Raw genomic sequence first — 18,913 nt, 5'->3', positions numbered from 1 at the left:
ATTGCCCGCGCCTACGTTGACGTCACTTAGTCAACAACTACAAATAAAGACTACTGATACCGCTCTCTCATCATGGATTACACATTTTATTAGCCAACAATCACCCTCGATTAGCGACTAAAAAAATAGCCTGCAATGCAGGCTAAATTCTCATTCAAATTATAGGAAATTGATTAATCTAGCTGTACGCCAATACGGCGTGCGACTTCTTCGTAAGCTTCGATTAAGCCACCAAGGCTCTGACGAAAACGGTCTTTATCCATTTTATTGAGCGTTTCTTTATCCCATAAACGGCTGCCGTCTGGTGAAAACTCATCGCCTAATACCACTTGGCCTTTATACAAGCCAAACTCCAGTTTAAAATCGACTAAGATTAACCCTGCATCCGCAAAAATTTTACTGAGTACTTCATTGGCTTTGTAGCTTAGCTCACGCATTTTTGCCAAGTTTTCTTTGCTCACCCAACCAAAGGTTTCACAGTACGATTCATTCACCATTGGGTCGTGTTTGGCATCGTCCTTTAAAAATAAGTCAAATAGTGGCGGATTTAACACCATGCCTTCTTCAACACCTAAGCGTTTTACTAGTGAACCTGCGGCACGGTTACGGATCACACACTCAACAGGCACCATATCTAACTTTTTCACCAGGGCTTCTGTGTCAGACAATAATGCTTCCATTTGTGTTGGAATACCGGCTGCTTCTAATTTGCTCATAATGAAATGGTTAAATTTGTTATTTACCATACCTTTACGGTCAAACTGCTCGATACGCTCACCATCGAGTGCTGATGTATCATTACGGAACTCCAGAACCAGTAGATCAGGATCCTCTGTGGTATAGACTGTTTTTGCCTTACCACGATACAACTCAGCTTTCTTTTGCATCTTACACACTCCAGGGATGTGATTAAACTAAACAAAAATCAACCTGCACAGCAGATTCAGATAAGTAACAGAAGAACAAAAACCAATTAAATGGCCTATTCATTGTTAATTTTCTGCTCTGTTTCAGTCAGTTACTGAAATTCACCATGTGAAACGCTAACTAGCTGATATTCAATATTTTATAATTCACTGTTAATCATGATAATAAAATTCCCGAGCAGACGCAAACGATTACTTAACCATAAACACTGATTTTTTGTCCATTTGTTTTAGGTGAAAACATGAAAGATAAAATTAGCCTACCAGAGAAGGAAAATTCAAATTGATGAAATGCTATTTAATAACTAACTAAGTATATAGATTACGAGTAGCATGAAATAAACAAAATACAGAGTTGATAACCACCAGCCTATGCGTATGAAGCTTAATATCTTTACCCCAATACAAACCCATCCAATTTAAATAAAAAAACCGCAGCTTGTATTTAAGCTACGGTTTAATTAGTCATCTCAAAATGTTGAATGATTACTTTTTGGCAGGTGCTTTACTAAATGCTGCTTTCAGCGCTGCAACCATTTCATCATTTTGTTTTTGTGTTAAAGGCACACCTTTGGTGGTGATAAATTGCAGTGTACTACGGTTATTTAAGTCACCAACCTGCACTTTATAATCTGCTTCTGGCACAGTTGGGTCATCAATACCCAAAGCCTGCCATTCTGAGCTGCTTAAACCTTTGTAAGTTACCATCACAGAACCACTTGAGCGCGTACGGTCACCCACTTTCATACCAACACTTTCTAAGGTGTGAGGTAAACGTTCCCATACTGCATCAAATGGCGCACGAACCACAACTAAAGGTAAGCCAGTATCATCACTACCGGTTTGAACATCAATGATACCGTAGGCATTTTGGATACTATTTTTGTTTGAAGTATCACGTAACGTATATAAGTTATCGGTTAATTCATTCAATAACAGCTTGTTATAACGTTGAGTTTCGACAACATCCGTAATTGTCTCTCCTCCTTGACGTAAGCCTAAGCTAGTTACCGTTAATGCCATCATACCGTTTTCTGGCCGCACTGTAACTTTATGGCGACTCTCAATCGGTACGTTTTCATCTGCGCGATCCCATTTCACCCAATCGGTTTCAATTGAGCGAGAGCCATCGTCTTTAGATGAAACTGGAATCCCTCTTTGCTCTAAGATCATCGTAACTTGTGACCAAAGTGCACTATTTTCAGGTGTATTTTCTAGCAACAAACGACTTGCTTGAGCGCTATCCTCTGTACGAGAACCCGCTAATTGCGAAATTGTCAGTACTGGTGGACGAATGTCTAACGCTTTTCCTATTGCCCCTGTTGATGTGGCTTTAGGGATATCATACTCACCATTTTGTTCTGGTAATGTAAGCCCCTGTGGCACATTCAACACTTTCAATGGCGCAGCATTGAGATATTCCTCATCACCACTGACCTGACGTTTATAGCGCTGATCGCTGGAGCAGGCTGCCAGTAACACAACAAGTGACAGGCCAGCAACCTTCATAACCTTCGATTTTTGCAATAATGTTGCCATTAAAATTCCCTAAATTTTACAGTAATCCAGCGAGTTTCAAGGCTTCCTCAACTTTTTGCTGGCCCGAGGTGGTTAACGGTGTCATTGGCAACCGTAATGTCCCATCTGCAATCAGACCTAAGCGATGACAGCCCCACTTCGCTGGAATTGGATTTGGTTCAACAAATAACTGAAGATGAAGCCCCATCAGTTTTTTATTTAATTCACGCGCCTCAGTATATTTGCCTGCAAGCGCTAAGTCACACATTTTTACCATCTGTGCGGCCGCAACGTTAGATGTGACCGAAATAACGCCTTTACCACCTAGTTGCATGAAATCAAGCGCCGTTGCGTCATCACCTGTTAACAGTACAAAATCATCATCAACCAGTTCTTTGATTTGATGAACCCTAGCTAAGTTCCCTGTTGCCTCTTTAATTGCAACAATATTCGCCAGTTTTGCTAAACGCCCCACAGTTTCAGGCAACATATCACAGCCAGTGCGTGATGGTACATTATAAAGAATCTGTGGCAAGCTGGTGTTTTCTGAAATTGCCTTAAAGTGTTGATATAGCCCTTCTTGAGAAGGCCTATTATAATAAGGTGTTACCGTCAGGCAAGCAACCACACCGCTGTTTTCAAACTCATTTGTCAAAGAAATAGCTTCAGCGGTAGCATTTGCACCGGCTCCTGCAATAATAGGAATACGACCATCTGCTAATTCAAGCGTCGCTTTCACGACATCCACATGTTCTTTGTGCGTTAAGGTTGCTGATTCGCCAGTTGTACCAACAGAAACAATCGCAGTTGTTCCACTTTCAACATGATAATCCACCAACTTTTTCAGGCTCGCTTTATCTAAACGCCCTGCCGAATCCATTGGTGTAATAACTGCAACAATGCTTCCCGTTAAAAAATCTTTATAATTTGCGTTTCCATTAGCCATAGCGATACCCCCTTAATAATTGAACTACCATGTTACTTTTTCATTTCAAAGAAGAAAACCACCCAATAGCAAGAATTTAATGAATTTTGTTAATGCCGAGGACATTAACTTAAATAGAAGTAATAATTCACTGATATTTCTCGCAAGAGTCTATTTACCCCCTTGGCAGATTGCCTTTTTTATGGTTTCCTTACCCTCATAGCCAGTCAGTTGTTAGCGCTAGAATTTTACTGCTATATTCTAATTAAATGTTTAACTGACATAATTAAAATACTAAGGAATAGACTTTGCCTAAGACTGAACAGCAATTTCTTGTCATTACTGCGCTGGGAACAGATCGTCCGGGCATTGTGAATACTATTACACGTCTCGTCAGCGAGTGTGATTGTAATATTGAAGATAGTCGCTTAGCGATGTTTGGCAAGGAATTCACCTTCATTATGATGCTCTCCGGCAGTTGGAATGCTATCACCCTTTTAGAAGCGACATTACCACCTAAAGGCGCCGAGCTCGACTTGCTTATCGTAATGAAAAGAACTCAGAGTGTGCAAACAACCTATTACCCATCGACAGTAACAGTGAATGTTGTTGTCGACGATGCACCTCGTATTGTCGAGCAATTCACAAATTTATTCACAACTTCGCAGTGTAATATCGCAGAGCTTGTTTCTAAAACACAACCAGCCAATAATGATATGCCCGCTCAACTGGAAATTCAGATTACTGCACACGATCCGTTGGACGATAATGGCATAATTATAAAAAATAAATTTCAACAACTATGTACAATGCTAAATGCTAAAGGCAACATAAGTATTGTTAACAACCCCAACATGCAAAGTTAACGGAGATATATTTAATGAACCCATTGAAAGCCGGTGATAAGGCGCCTCAATTTAGCCTTCCTGACCAAGATGGTGAGCTCATCAATCTTTCTGATTATCAGGGTCAGCGCGTATTAGTTTACTTTTATCCTAAAGCGATGACTCCTGGCTGTACTGTTCAAGCGTGTGGTCTACGTGATGAAATGGATACACTTAAAGCGAAAGGTGTCGAAGTATTAGGTATTAGCACAGACAAACCAGAGAAACTATCTCGTTTCGCTGAAAAAGAGATGTTGAACTTCACTTTGTTATCAGATGAAGACCACCAAGTATGTGAGCAATTTGGGGTTTGGGGTGAAAAACAATTCATGGGGAAAACCTATGATGGGATTCATCGCATTAGCTTCCTTATTGACCCTACTGGGAAAATAGAGCACGTCTTTGACAATTTTAAAACCAGTAACCACCACGAAATCGTGCTTGATTACATCAATACACACGCTTAATCGTTACTTCTTAGTGCTGTATGCCCCCATACAGCACTATTACTAACCTAGTTCGTTGACTCCGTTGGCTCTTCCGGCCAGACATGAATAACCGCTTTAATCAGTGTTGCTAAAGGTATTGCAAAAAACACGCCCCAAAAGCCCCATAACCCACCAAACACCACAACAGATAAAATAATCACTAGTGGATGTAAATTCACGGCTTCAGAAAACAATAAAGGCACCACAACGTTGCTATCCAAACCTTGAATAACTAAATAAAACAACATTAAGTACCAAAATTCACTACCAATACCGTACTGAAAGAGCGCAACAATAACCACGGGGATCGTGGCTGCGACCGCACCAATGTAAGGGATTAATACCGCTACCCCGACAAGAACCGACAGCAATACGGAATAGCGCAAGTCAAAGTAAGCAAAACATAAATATGTTGCCACCCCAACAATCACCATTTCAGTAACTTTTCCTCGCAAATAATTGGTGATTTGTTCATTCATTTCGACCCAAACTTTACCCACTAACAATCGATTTTTCGGTAACAGCTTGAGGAAGCTTTTGCTAATACGCTCTTTATCTTTTAAAAGAAAGAATGTCATCAACGGCACTAGAACTAAGTAAACTGCTAAAGTAAAAATACCTATTAATGAAGCAACTGACGCTTTAACCACAGAGTCTGCAATACCCGACATACGGCTACGCAGGTTATCTGCCATCATATCGATAATGCCGACATCCACTAGTGCTGGATATTGCTCTGGCAGTTTTTGTGCAAATTCATTGAAACGGTTAACCATATTTGGCAGATCGGCCATCAAATTAATCCCTTGCTGCCATGCGGTTGGTGCAATAATTAAAATAACCATGGCACTTATTCCGGCGAATAAGGTCAAAATAATACCGACAGCAACTGAACGGGATAACCCTATGCGTTGTAATAAATTGGTTGGCCATTCAAGCAAATAAGCTAAAGCAATTGCCGCCAGCAATGGAGCCAGTATACTGCTGAAAAAGAAGATGATCACAAACCCTGATACGAGTAATGTAAAAAGGGCTATGGCTTGTGGGTCAGCAAAACGCCGACGATACCACTGTAAAAACAATTCCAGCATTTATTGCTCCTAGGGAATAACACAAAGGACAGTTCCTAAAGTAACGAAAATTATACCGAAGAACAGATTTTACGATAGCTTTTGCTATCATGTGTTTTAAACTTTTCGTATTTTTAAGTGCCTTACTTAAAGCACACCCGAAATAAAGTCGGTACTTACCCTAAATTAAAATGTTGTATGGGATACTCACGTTTCATGAAGAAAAATTTAAAATATCCATTATTGGCTTTCATGATCGCTGCGCTAATGAACGGTGCAGTATTACCTGCTTATAGTGCAATTGAAGATACCTTACCCGATATAGGAACCACAGCAGGAGGCACACTTAGCATCAACCAAGAAATTATTATGGGAGATGCTATTACACGCCAAATACGTGCCAGCACCCCTCTTATTTATGACCCATTGTTAACCCAATATGTTAACAAACTTGGCATGCGGTTAGTGAAAAATGCCGACTCAGTTAAAACACCGTTTAAGTTCTATTTAGTCAACAACCCCAATATTAACGCATACGCCTATTTTGGGGGCAATGTAGTGCTACACTCAGCATTGTTCCGATACAGCCAAAATGAAAGTCAGCTAGCATCCGTCATGGCGCACGAAATATCTCACGTTACGCAAAGGCACCTTGCGCGAATGATGGAAGACCAAAAAAGCACCACTCCTCTCGCGATTGCAGGGACGATTGGTTCTTTGCTGTTAGTGATGGCGAATCCTCAAGCCGGTTTTGCCGCTTTAACAGGCACAATGGCTGGGGTTCAGCAAGGTATGATCAGCTTTACCCAAGCCAATGAACAAGAAGCTGACCGTATTGGTTTACAGACATTAAGGCGCTCTGGCTTTGACCCGCATGCGATGGCTGATTTTATGCAAACAATGTCAGACCAAACTCGCTATATGTCAAAGCCCCCTGAAATTCTATTAACGCACCCCTTGCCGGATAGCCGTTTAGCTGATGCCAGAAACCGATCGAACCAATACCCTAAAGTGAGTGTGCCATCATCACTGGACTTTATGTTAGCCCGAGTTCGTATTTTGGCTATGTATAGTACCGAGCAAAAACATGCTTTAGACCAAATCATTGAAAACTATGGTAAAGGTTCTGCACAAGAACAAATTGCAGCGCAATACGGTAAAGCGCTACTACTTTCTCAAGACAAAAAGTACGCAGAAGCAGGAAAAATCCTGACAGAGCTATTAGCGAAACAACCCGATAACCCTTGGTTTATCGATAGCATGACTGATGTCGACATTGAACAACATCAAGTCTCTAGAGCGGTCTCTCGTTTACAGAATGCTTTGAGAAAATCACCGAAAAATACCGTATTTATTGTCAACCTAGCTAATGCATTAATTAATAATCATCAATATAAAGAAGCAACAACCTTACTGAATAAATATACGTTTGATTACCCTGATGACCCGATTGGTTGGGATTTACTGGCAGAAGCGTCCGCAAAACAAGGTAAGCGTACCGAAGAACTTGCTGCTTACGCAGAAGGGATGGCGTTACGGGGTAACTATGACACTGCAATTAATTATCTCAGCGATGCTAGCCGTCAAAGCCGTTTAGGCAGTTACGAACAGCAGCGTTATGACGCTCGCATTGATGCGCTTAGAAAACTACAATTACGTGACAAAAATGCAAAACCGTAAGGAGTTATAATAATGACGGATTCGATTAAGATTTACCACAACCCACGCTGTTCTAAAAGCCGTGAAACCTTAGCCCTTTTAACTGATAAGGGTATCTCCCCCACGGTGGTCGAGTATTTAAAAACGCCCCCAACGGTCGCTGAAATCAAAAAACTCCTTAAAATGTTAGGCTTTAAAGATGCTCGTCAATTAATGCGCACCAAAGAAGAGTTGTATAAGGAATTGAATTTAAACGATGACACCTTAACTCAGGATCAACTCATTAAAGCAATGCATGAAAATCCTAAATTGATTGAACGCCCTATCGTTGTTAATGGTGATAAAGCACGTTTAGGTCGTCCGCCTGAGCAGGTTTGTGAAATCTTATAAACTCTATTTTGGCAGCTATATGGCTGCCAACTCATTTAATCAACTAGAGTTTTAAAATATCTTTTACGAAAGGAATCGTTAATTTTCGCTGAGCGACAATTGATGCGTGGTCAAGTTTGTTTAAGATATCAAACAACGTTCCCATTTTTCTATCTAGACGTTTTAATACGAAACGACAAACATCTTCCGGTAATTCAAAACCACGAATACGAGCGCGTAATTGCAGTGCCCAAATCTTATCTTCGTCACTCAGTGGGTGCAGTTTATAAATTTGCCCCCAATCAAGGCGAGAGGCTAAATCGGGTAATTTCAGTTCGATTTGCCGAGGAGGCCTGTCCCCAGTAATTAATAGACAAGTGCGACCAATTTCCAAAATACGGTTATACAAATTGAAAATCGCCATTTCCCACTCTTCATCACCCGCGATGCACTGAATATTATCAATACAAACGAGTGATAAATGTTCCATACCGTCTAGTACTTCAGGAACAAAATACGCACGTTTATCCAAAGGAACATAACCGACTGCAATGCCTTGTTCAGACAGCTCTGCACAAGCTGCGTGCAGTAAATGGCTTTTCCCGCCGCCTTCACGCGACCAATAATAGATATAACTGCCATGGGGTTGATTAATAGCAGACTGAATAGCAGACAGCAACGCCCCATTTTCCCCTGCATAAAAGCTCGCAAAGGTTTCATCATCTGGCAGATATAGTGGTAATGAAAGCTGTGATGGTGTGTTCAGAAGCGCCTCTGGCTGTACAAATCAATTTTCATCTAGCAGTTTACCATAAAAAACACGGATAGATGAATAAGAACGGTGACCAAATGCCGTTCAAACAATTGAACGGCAATATGGAAAATTGTGTGGCTTATTTTTTATTGCTATCAAGCTCTTGGACTTCAGATGTCACAAACTGCTTTTCAGGCCTAACAAACGTTATAAAACGGAATAATAATGCCATAAAGATCCCAACTATTGTTGCTAGCGCCATACCTTTGAGTTCAGCTTGACCAATATGGATAACGGCTCCGCTCACACCAATAATTAAAATCACTGAGGTTAAAATCAAATTTTGTGGCTTGTTATAATCGACTTTTGAATCAATCAACACTCGAATACCTGATGCACCAATTACCCCGTACAATAAGAGTGAAACCCCGCCCATCACAGGAACTGGTACTAATTGGATAGCAGCCGCTAATTTACCAACACAAGATAATAAAATAGCAATAATTGCGGCTCCGCCAATTACCCAAGTGCTGTATACCTTGGTAATAGCCATGACCCCAATGTTTTCACCATAAGTCGTATTTGGTGTCGAGCCAAAGAAACCGGAAATCACCGTAGAAAACCCATTAGCAAACATTGAACGATGTAAACCTGGTGATTTCATTAAGTCACGTTCAACAATATTCGCAGTGACGACCAAGTGCCCTACGTGCTCAGCGATAACCACTAATGCAGCGGGCAAAATAGTTAAAATAGCAAACCATTCGAAGCGTGGAGTATAAAATGTAGGAATAGCAAACCACGGCGCTTCAACAACCGGGGTAAAGTCCACAATACCCATAAAATAGGACAATGCATAACCCGCTAAAAAGCCAATCAAAATTGGAATAATAGATAAAAACCCACGGAAAACGACCGCGCAGAGAATAGTGACTGACAACGTGGTCAGGGAAATAATTAACGTGTTCGAATCAACCACTGCGCCATCTTTAGGTAATAGCCCAGCCATACCTGCAGCCGTTTGAGCTAATTCTAAACCAATTACGGCTACGATTGCCCCCATTGCTGCTGGGGGGAACATGACGTTTATCCACCCTCTTCCTGCAACTTTAACAATCAGTGCAACAATACAGAACAGCACGCCACAGATAATGAAGCCGCCAAGTGCCAGCTCATAACCTAATGGTAATAAAATCAGCACTGGGGAAATAAATGCAAAACTTGAGCCTAAATAAGCAGGAATTTGCCCTTTACAAATAAACAGATACAGCAGCGTTCCGATCCCATTAAACAGCAAAATTGTAGCGGGGTTTACACCAAACAGAATCGGTACGATAACGGTTGCGCCAAACATAGCAAATAGGTGTTGAAGGCTCAGTGGTATAGTTTGTAATAATGGTGGTCTTTCTTCAACACTGATGGTGCGACGTGTCATGTGGCTTTATCCTCTTTTAGCGAAATGGCTAATCACTGAATAAGCAGTGAGTCTCTACAATTAATCAAAAAAAAGCCGACTTCTCAGTCGGCTTATCATTATTTAGTACCAAATATCTTGTCGCCCGCATCACCGAGACCCGGAACGATATATCCCTCTTCATTTAAATACTCATCAATTGAAGCGGTATATAATTCAACATCTGGATGCGCAGCTTCCAACGCTTTTAAACCTTCAGGCGCTGCAACAAGAACTAAGATTTTAATCGAGGTACAACCCGCATTTTTTAATAAATCAATGGTAGCAATCATTGAGCCACCCGTCGCTAACATTGGGTCGACCACTAATGCCATACGTTCTTCAATGTTAGAGGCGAGTTTTTGGAAATAAGGGACAGGCTGCAGTGTTTCTTCATCACGATAAACACCTACCACACTGATACGTGCACTTGGAATGCTATCTAATACACCGTTCATCATACCAATACCCGCACGAAGAATTGGTACTACAGTGATTTTCTTACCTTTAATTTGTTCTATTTCTACAGGACCACACCAACCATCGATAGTCACTTTTTCAGTTTCAAGGTCAGCAGTTGCTTCATAAGTCAGTAGGCTACCAACCTCTGAGGCCAGTTCACGAAAGCGCTTTGTGCTTATATCATGATCTCGCATCAGGCCGAGTTTATGTTTAACGAGAGGGTGTTTTACCTCAACGATCTTCATGGGTTTCTCCTACTATTTAAGACGGCGGCGGACAAAAAAATCGCCGGATTATACCTCTTTTAGCTTTGGTTGCCACTAGATAACGCTTGATTTTGGTCAAAACAACAACGATTAACGCCATTTTTTTAAAAATTATACCTCATCTCAGTTAAGTTGAAATTGGTAAAACCGCAAATTTGATTTAAATAAATACATTTCTTATTTTGCTATACAACTTCTATAACGTTCTACCATTCTTCGATTATGCGTACCCAAAAATTTCCAACACAAAGCTATCGCAAACGTTTGCCTAGCCTGTTAGAATAATGTCAATGATGTTATTTTTCTCAAAAATGTAATTGCCTTGGGGGCCGTAGTGACTGATAAAACCTCTCTCAGCTATAAAGATGCCGGTGTTGATATTGATGCGGGTAACGCCTTGGTTGAACGTATTAAAGGTGTCGTAAAAGAAACCCGCCGCCCAGAAGTCATGGGAGGTCTTGGGGGATTCGGTGCATTATGTTCCCTACCGCAGAAATACCGTGAGCCTGTTTTAGTTTCAGGCACTGACGGTGTCGGTACCAAATTACGCTTAGCAATGGATTTAAAACGTCATGACTCCATTGGGATTGACCTTGTGGCTATGTGTGTCAATGACTTGATTGTTCAAGGCGCAGAGCCCCTGTTCTTCCTTGATTATTACGCGACCGGTAAACTAGATGTCGATACCGCTGCGAGTGTGATTACGGGTATCGCAGAAGGTTGTAAACAGTCAGGTTGTGCGTTAGTGGGTGGTGAAACCGCGGAAATGCCGGGAATGTACCATGGTGAAGACTACGATGTGGCTGGTTTCTGTGTGGGTGTTGTTGAACGCTCAGAAATCATCGATGGTAGCAAAGTGAGTGCTGGAGACGCCTTAATTGCTTTAGCCTCTAGCGGCCCGCATTCAAATGGTTACTCGCTGGTTCGCAAGATCCTCGAAGTCAGCCAAACCAACCTAGAAGAAACTCAATTAGATGGGAAACCTTTAGCTGACCACTTATTAGAACCAACACGCATTTACGTTAAAAATGTATTAGAGCTGATCGCAAACAGCGATATCCATGCAATTGCCCACATTACTGGTGGTGGTTTCTGGGAAAATATTCCTCGCGTACTGCCTGACAACACACAAGCAATTATTGACGGTAGCAGCTGGCAATGGCCTGCTGTCTTTAACTGGCTGCAGCAAGCTGGTGATGTGAGCACTCATGAAATGTACCGTACCTTCAACTGTGGTGTGGGGATTATTATTGCTCTACCACAACAGGAAGTTGAAAATGCACTTGCTCTGTTGAACAAGCTTGGCGAAAACGCATGGCAAATCGGTACAATTGGCGCATTACCAGCGGGTGAAGAGCAGGTTGTGATCCGCTAATGAAAAAAATTGTTGTCCTCATTTCTGGCAGCGGTAGTAATTTGCAATCATTAATTGATAGCTGCCGCACTGGGGCAATTGGCGCTCACATTGTTGCTGTCATTAGCAACCAAGCCAATGCTTATGGGCTTGTTCGGGCACAACAGGCTGGAATACCAGCCTGTTTTTTAGATGCCAAACAGTATACTGACCGCCAAGCATATGATGCTGCATTACTCGCACAAGTCGACCAATATCAGCCTGATTTAGTCGTATTAGCGGGTTTTATGCGTATCTTATCAGCCCAATTCGTCAACCACTTTGCGGGTAAATTACTCAATATCCATCCTTCTTTGTTACCGAAATACCCCGGTTTACACACGCATCGTAAAGCGCTAGAAAATGGGGATAAAGAACATGGCACATCCGTTCATTTCGTTACCGAAGAACTGGATGGCGGGCCAGTTATTTTGCAAGCTAAAGTGCCTATCTTTGAACAGGATAACGAAGACGATATTATCGAGCGGGTAAAAGCCCAAGAACATACGATTTACCCATTAGTTGTTGAGTGGTTCATTAGTGGCCGATTAACAATGCAAAAAGGTAAAGCTGTGTTAGATAACCGAATTTTACCGCAACAAGGTTACGCTAACGAATAATATTCGTGATGAGCAAAACGTCATTTCAAGGGTGGGTATCCACCCTTTTTCTTCGCATTCACATAAAAACACGATCGCAAGCTATTACATAAAAACATTAGCGTTGGGTAAAATGAATTATTTTTCAACAAGGTGATAATCTCTCTGTGCTGTGTCATTATTTTATCGCAAATAAATGTTATCCTTATAGTCGAAGAACAAAACCATTTTCCTAACTAAATAGAGGTATTTTTATGACGACCGGGCAAGTTCATCCGTTTAGGTTGCGCCCACTTGAACGTGAAGATTTAGCATTTATTCACCAGCTTGATAACAATGCCAGTGTTATGCGTTATTGGTTTGAAGAACCTTATGAAGCTTTCGTTGAATTAAGCGATCTTTACGATAAACATATTCATGACCAGTCTGAACGCCGTTTTATCGTTGAAAATGACAGTGAGAAAGTTGGCTTAGTCGAATTGGTAGAAATTGATTATGTTCACCGACGCTCTGAGTTTCAAATTATCATTGCACCGAGCCATCAAGGCCATGGCTATGCGAGTCGCGCTGCGAAATTAGCAATGGACTACGCGTTTTCCGTACTAAACTTATATAAACTTTATCTTATTGTTGATAAAGAAAATGTTAAAGCTATCCATATTTATAATAAACTAGGCTTCCATACTGAAGGCGAACTGATCGACGAATTCTTTGTCAATGGTCGCTATCACACCGCTATCCGTATGTGTATTTTTCAGCAACAATATTTTACGATGAAGCAACAATCTGCTAATCCAGAAAGTGTTATTACCCAAGATAAAGCAATTAAACAACACATTTAGCTAACTGACTGGTATCATAGCCATAAAGTAACAAGAGTCTAATACGGAGTTAGAATGTCCCAAGAACGTCTCTATCATGAAAAAGAGTTAAGCTGGCTGTCTTTTAACGAGCGTGTTTTACAAGAAGCAGCCGACAAGCGTAACCCTCTTATTGAGCGAATGCGTTTTTTGGGAATTTATTCCAATAATCTAGACGAGTTTTATAAAGTCCGCTTCGCCGACGTTAAACGCCGTATTTTAATTAATGAAGAACGCGGCTCGGCAAGCGGTGCTCGCCACTTGTTAAAGAGAATTCAGTCAAGAGTTGCCAAACAAGAACAAGAATTCGACATTCTCTATAATGACTTATTATTGGAAATGGCTCGCAATCAAATATTCTTGATTAACGAACGTCAAATTTCGCCTCGCCAACAGATATGGTTACGTCAGTATTTCCGCCAGAATCTGCGGCAGCATATTACGCCAATATTAATTAATCCTGATACCAATCTCGTTGAATTTCTAAAAGATGACTACACTTATCTTGCAGTTGAAATCATCAATGGCAATCAGATTCAATATGCACTATTGGAAATTCCATCCGATAAAGTCCCGCGGTTTGTTAACCTGCCTCCAGAAATGCCAAAGCGTCGCAAGTCAATGATCCTAATTGATAATATCCTTCGCTATACGCTCGATGAAATTTTCAAAGGTTTTTTTGATTACGATAAGCTCAATGCCTATTCGATGAAAATGACGCGTGATGCAGAGTACGACATCGCAACAGAGATGGAATCGAGCTTGCTCGAAATAATGTCATCTACATTAAAACAACGTTTAACCGCAGAACCCGTCCGTTTTGTCTATCAGCGTGATATGCCTGACGAAATGGTTGCTCTTTTACGTGAAAAACTGGGGCTATCCAGCGATGACTCCGTGATTGCCGGTGGCCGCTACCACAATTTTAAAGACTTTATTAATTTCCCTAATGAAGGAAATAAAAACCTATTAAACAAGCCATTACCAAGGCTGCGTCACCGCTGGTTTGATAACTTCCGTAACGGTTTCGATGCCATTCGCGAACGCGATGTACTGTTATATTATCCCTACTATACCTTTGAACATACTTTAGAATTATTGCGCCAAGCGTCTTTTGACCCGAATGTATTATCGATTAAAATTAATATTTACCGTGTCGCGAAAGACTCACGCATTATCGATTCTGTCATTCATGCCGCTCATAATGGAAAAAAAGTCACAGTGGTCGTTGAGTTACAAGCACGATTTGATGAGGCCGCTAATATTCATTGGGCAAAACGATTAACTGAAGCGGGCGTGCATGTTATTTTCTCCGCGCCCGGGCTTAAAATCCATGCAAAATTATTTATTATCTCACGCATGGAAGAAGGCCAAATCGTGCGTTATGCCCATATCGGTACGGGCAATTTTAACGAAAAAACCGCTCGGCTTTATACGGATTACTCCCTACTCACTGCAAATGAACTGATCACCAACGAAGTTCGTCGGGTATTTAATTTTATTGAAAACCCTTACCGCCCAGTGACTTTCGATAATTTAATGGTATCACCACAAAATACACGTATTCGTTTGATGGCCTTAATTGACCAAGAAATCGAAAATGCGCTCGCTGAACGGCCCAGTGGTATCACATTAAAAATTAATAACTTAGTCGACAAAGAATTGACTGACAAACTGTACGATGCCTCCAATGCAGGTGTCAAAATTCGTTTATTAGTCAGAGGGATGTGCTCTTTAGTCGCCGGCCAAGTCGGCTACAGTGAAAATATTCAGGTAACCAGTATTGTTGACCGCTTTCTTGAACATGACCGTGTTTATGTTTTCACCAATGCGGGGGACGAAAAAGTCTTTATTTCTTCTGCTGACTGGATGACCCGCAACATTGATTACCGCATTGAAGTCGCCGTTAGCTTAGTCGACCCGCATTTAAAACAACGGGTATTGGATATTTTAGAGTTGCAATTTAGCGATACTGTTAAAGCACGTTATGTTGACAAAGATTTAAGTAATCATTATGTTCCCCGCGGAAATAAACGTAAAATTCAGGCCCAGCTTGCTGTGTATGATTATTTAAAATCAATCGAAACACCGGATACAAGAGCTTAAAAATATGCCAATAACCAACGCCTCAACACCGAGACCACAAGAAATTGCGGCTATAGATTTAGGCTCAAACAGTTTTCACATGGTCATTGCTCGCATCGTTAATGGTGCATTGCAAGTTCTTACACGGTTAAAAAAACGTGTTCACCTAGCTGATGGTCTAAGTGATACCAATGAATTAAGTGAAGAAGCCATGGAACGTGGGCTTGCCTGCCTCGCGTTGTTTGCCGAACGGTTACAAGGCTTTCCCCCTGAAAACGTATGCATTGTTGGCACTCATTCATTACGTGTAGCAACGAATGTAAAACTGTTTTTGCAGCGCGCTAAAGAAATCATGCCTTACCCTATTGAAATTATTTCAGGTCAAGAAGAAGCACGGTTAATTTTTATGGGCGTTGAGCACACTCAACCCGAAAAAGGCCGTAAATTAGTACTCGATATCGGTGGTGGTTCGACAGAGTTAGTTATTGGTGAAAAATTTGAGCCGCTTTTGATTGAAAGCCGCCGTATGGGCTGTGTTAGCTTTGCCCGTACTTACTTTCCAAATGAAGAAATTACCCCTGAATATTTCAATCGAGCCTACCTAGGGGCTTGCTTAAAATTAGAAAGCACCGCGATTTTATTTAAGAAACAAACTTGGGACGTTGCGATGGGCGCCTCGGGCACCATCAAAGCTGCCCATAGTGTGATACAAGAATTAGGCTATAAAGACGGTATTATTACGCGGGAACGTCTTATCGAAATCAAGCAAATGGCGTTGAAATATAAGTCATTTAGCACCCTGAATATATTAGGCCTATCGAATGAACGTAAACACGTATTTGTTCCTGGCTTAGCGATTTTACTTGCCGTATTTGATTCATTAGAAATTAAAGAGTTACGTTTGTCTGACGGTGCATTGCGTGAAGGTGTTTTATATGAAATGGAAGGCCGTTTCCGCCACCAAGATATCCGCCAGCGTACTGCTTTAAGCCTTGCTGAGCATTATAATATCGATAGAGAGCAAGCTAAACGCGTATTAAAAACCATGGAAGAACTCTATTTCCAGTGGGGACAACAAAACCCTAAGCAACTTAACCCACAACTGGAATCCATTTTAATATGGGCAGTTATGCTCCATGAGGTTGGGTTAAGTATTAATCATAGTGGTATGCACCGCCATTCTGCTTATATTTTGCAAAATACCAACTTACCGGGCTTCAACCAAGAACAGCAACTATTACTGGCAACATTAGTACGTAATCATCGTAGGGCTATTAAGTATGACGATATCCCTAAATTTAATTTATTTAAAAGAAAACAATTTATGCCGCTTATTCAAATTTTGCGGCTAGCCATTTTGTTAAATAATCAACGCCAATCTACCACAATCCCCTCTTCGTTACGGATAGAAACGGATGATGGGCACTGGACTCTCTATTTACCATCTGAATATCTCGTGCAAAATACATTGATGATATTGGATTTAGAAAAAGAAAGTGGCTATTGGGAAGATGTCCCCGGTTGGTCGTTAACTATTTGTGCAGAAAATGAGTGATTTGCGGCCATTATTGTAGTGATTTATGCTTATTCTTCATCGCTGATGACTTTGAAATCACCGCTTATTTGACTCAACTATTTGATATATTATTTAAATAGGCGACAATAATGATAATAAATTTCGTCCGCTCGCAGACGAATTCATAAAAAGCGCTTTTGCGCTGCTATTGCTTTAAGGATTAAAATGTCACAACCTGCTTTTTCAATCGATGCGGTGCCAACAGTCAACCCGCACTCTCAAAAACTGGCACATATTCGCCAGCAAATCCTGACGCTATTTTTAGATGACGAAGAGTTCGTCCATGCGCTTGTTGAAAATGATCAACACGTCAGTATTGATGACAAAGCAATTAGTGAAAAAATTAGTCTTGTAAAAGAATTGCTACTTGATTTACACACTGCGGATATCGCCGATATCTTAGAAATGCTCCCTTATGATGAGCGTCTCGCGTTATGGCGTCTTGTTGATAATAACGAACGTGGTGAAGTCTTAGTTGAGGCCTCCGTATCTGTTTGGGATAGCCTAATTAAGGATATGTCTGACAGAGAACTGCTTCGCGCCGTTGCTAATTTGCATGTTGACGAACAAGCTTATATTGCTGAGCATTTACCTCGTGACACCATGCGCCGGCTCCTCACCTATTTAGAGCCTAGCCTACGTAGCCGCATTCGCGAAGTTTTACAATATGCGAAAGATAGCGTCGGACAAATGATGGATTTTGAATTCGTCACCGTACGCCCAAATGTGACACTAAAAACGGTTCAACGTTATTTACGCCAACGAGGCAAGATCCCAGAAGCCACCGATAAAATTTTTGTTGTCGATAACAATAATTATCTGCAAGGTGAATTACCACTAACCACTATTTTGACGCAATCCCCTGAAAAAATAGTGGCCGATGTCATGAAAACTGACACTGTGACCTTCTTGCCCGATGAAAAAGGCGAAGATGCCGCTAGTGCGTTCGAACGTTATGACTTAATTTCTGCTGCTGTTGTTGATAATAGCGGCCTACTGATGGGCCGCCTGACGGTTGAAGATATCGTTGATAACATCAGTGAAGAAAACGATAACAGTATTCGTCGTATGGGGGGGTTAAGCCCTGAAGAAGACGTTTTCGCCCCGGTTGGCCAAGCCGTTAAAACCCGTTGGACATGGTTAGCCATTAACCTATGTACCGCTTTTGTCGCTTCTCGTGTTATTGGCGTCTTTGAAGATACCATTTCCCAATTAGTCGCGTTAGCCACATTAATGCCAATTGTGGCAGGAATTGGGGGAAATACGGGAAACCAAACCATCACCATGATTGTTCGCGCCATTGCCCTGCACCAGATACAAAATAATAGTTTCTCTTTCTTAATGTTAAGAGAGCTTGGCGTCGCCTTTATTAATGGCGTTGTTTGGGGCGGAATTATGGGTGTCGTTACCTATTTCCTATATGGCGATATCGCTATGGGCGCTGTCATGACATTAGCGATGATTTTGAACCTACTGATGGCAGCGATTATGGGGGTGCTTATTCCGCTCATTATGCTGAAAATGGGCAAAGACCCTGCTATCGGCTCTAGCGTGATGATCACCGCTATCACAGACACTGGCGGGTTCTTTATTTTCCTTGGCTTAGCCACACTATTCCTCGTTTAA

General features: G+C 41.3%; 16 protein-coding genes and 1 pseudogene. 10 read left to right on the top strand and 7 right to left on the bottom strand.

From position 1 onward, the window contains the following. Positions 1–173 precede the first annotated feature (173 nt). The 3 genes from purC to dapA form a co-directional block, all read right to left on the bottom strand. Complete coding sequence (gene purC, locus PR725_RS05925; protein WP_004911363.1) at positions 174–887, bottom strand: phosphoribosylaminoimidazolesuccinocarboxamide synthase; 714 nt, start codon at positions 885–887, stop codon at positions 174–176. A 525-nt stretch (positions 888–1,412) separates the two neighbouring features. Beyond that, on the bottom strand, positions 1,413–2,465 hold the full coding sequence (bamC, locus tag PR725_RS05920) for an outer membrane protein assembly factor BamC (RefSeq protein WP_117162289.1): 1,053 nt from the start codon (positions 2,463–2,465) through the stop codon (positions 1,413–1,415). Between the two features lie 16 nt (positions 2,466–2,481). Beyond that, positions 2,482–3,390, bottom strand: coding sequence for a 4-hydroxy-tetrahydrodipicolinate synthase (gene dapA / locus PR725_RS05915; protein WP_004911368.1), 909 nt, complete (start codon positions 3,388–3,390; stop codon positions 2,482–2,484). Between the two features lie 287 nt (positions 3,391–3,677). Here dapA and PR725_RS05910 point away from each other — a divergent pair, with 287 nt between their 5' ends. After that, complete coding sequence (locus PR725_RS05910; RefSeq protein ID WP_004253549.1) at positions 3,678–4,235, top strand: glycine cleavage system transcriptional repressor; 558 nt, start codon at positions 3,678–3,680, stop codon at positions 4,233–4,235. Between the two features lie 14 nt (positions 4,236–4,249). Then, positions 4,250–4,720, top strand: coding sequence for a thioredoxin-dependent thiol peroxidase (bcp, locus tag PR725_RS05905; protein WP_004911370.1), 471 nt, complete (start codon positions 4,250–4,252; stop codon positions 4,718–4,720). Positions 4,721–4,767: 47 nt separating this feature from the next. Here the strand turns inward: bcp and PR725_RS05900 are convergent, their stop codons facing one another. Further along, positions 4,768–5,832 carry an AI-2E family transporter gene (locus PR725_RS05900; RefSeq protein WP_004911372.1) on the bottom strand — a complete coding sequence of 355 codons (1,065 nt, stop codon included), beginning with the start codon at positions 5,830–5,832 and terminating at the stop codon, positions 4,768–4,770. A gap of 195 nt (positions 5,833–6,027) precedes the next feature. Between PR725_RS05900 and PR725_RS05895 the strand changes: the two genes are divergently transcribed. Together PR725_RS05895 and arsC are read left to right on the top strand one after the other, a co-directional pair. After that, complete coding sequence (locus PR725_RS05895) at positions 6,028–7,491, top strand: beta-barrel assembly-enhancing protease (RefSeq protein WP_004911374.1); 1,464 nt, start codon at positions 6,028–6,030, stop codon at positions 7,489–7,491. Positions 7,492–7,503: 12 nt separating this feature from the next. Then, complete coding sequence (arsC, locus tag PR725_RS05890; protein WP_123381896.1) at positions 7,504–7,860, top strand: arsenate reductase (glutaredoxin); 357 nt, start codon at positions 7,504–7,506, stop codon at positions 7,858–7,860. Between the two features lie 43 nt (positions 7,861–7,903). On the opposite strand, the gene hda is transcribed toward arsC, so the two are convergent. The 3 genes from hda to upp all read right to left on the bottom strand — a co-directional run bounded on the left by hda (position 7,904) and on the right by upp (position 10,753). After that, entirely contained in the window at positions 7,904–8,605 is a 702-nt protein-coding gene (gene hda, locus PR725_RS05885) for a DnaA inactivator Hda (RefSeq protein WP_036957653.1), read from the bottom strand. A gap of 127 nt (positions 8,606–8,732) precedes the next feature. Next, positions 8,733–10,028 carry a uracil permease gene (uraA, locus tag PR725_RS05880; protein WP_272568043.1) on the bottom strand — a complete coding sequence of 432 codons (1,296 nt, stop codon included), beginning with the start codon at positions 10,026–10,028 and terminating at the stop codon, positions 8,733–8,735. Between the two features lie 98 nt (positions 10,029–10,126). Further along, entirely contained in the window at positions 10,127–10,753 is a 627-nt protein-coding gene (gene upp, locus PR725_RS05875; protein ID WP_004253541.1) for a uracil phosphoribosyltransferase, read from the bottom strand. Between the two features lie 355 nt (positions 10,754–11,108). Between upp and purM the strand changes: the two genes are divergently transcribed. From purM to mgtE, 6 genes and pseudogenes are all read left to right on the top strand, one after another. Next, positions 11,109–12,149 (top strand): phosphoribosylformylglycinamidine cyclo-ligase, encoded by a 1,041-nt coding sequence (gene purM / locus PR725_RS05870; protein ID WP_272568041.1) that lies wholly within the window; start codon positions 11,109–11,111, stop codon positions 12,147–12,149. Continuing rightward, complete coding sequence (purN, locus tag PR725_RS05865; protein ID WP_004911384.1) at positions 12,149–12,787, top strand: phosphoribosylglycinamide formyltransferase; 639 nt, start codon at positions 12,149–12,151, stop codon at positions 12,785–12,787. The genes purM and purN overlap by 1 nt, the downstream gene beginning before the upstream one ends. A gap of 233 nt (positions 12,788–13,020) precedes the next feature. After that, positions 13,021–13,608: a spermidine N1-acetyltransferase gene (gene speG / locus PR725_RS05860; RefSeq protein WP_004911388.1), complete on the top strand. Its 588-nt coding sequence runs from the start codon at positions 13,021–13,023 to the stop codon at positions 13,606–13,608. Positions 13,609–13,662: 54 nt separating this feature from the next. Then, on the top strand, positions 13,663–15,732 hold the full coding sequence (ppk1, locus tag PR725_RS05855) for a polyphosphate kinase 1 (RefSeq protein WP_123381894.1): 2,070 nt from the start codon (positions 13,663–13,665) through the stop codon (positions 15,730–15,732). A 4-nt stretch (positions 15,733–15,736) separates the two neighbouring features. Then, the gene (locus PR725_RS05850; RefSeq protein ID WP_109912433.1) at positions 15,737–17,266 is read left to right on the top strand and encodes an exopolyphosphatase; all 1,530 of its coding nucleotides are present in this window, start codon (positions 15,737–15,739) and stop codon (positions 17,264–17,266) included. Positions 17,267–17,626: 360 nt separating this feature from the next. Next, positions 17,627–18,913: pseudogene (gene mgtE, locus PR725_RS05845) on the top strand (magnesium transporter); the annotation flags it as partial.

The organism is Providencia sp. PROV255 (assembly GCF_028478065.1).
GTDB lineage: Bacteria > Pseudomonadota > Gammaproteobacteria > Enterobacterales > Enterobacteriaceae > Providencia > Providencia rettgeri.
This window is presented reverse-complemented; position numbering and strand designations above follow the sequence as displayed.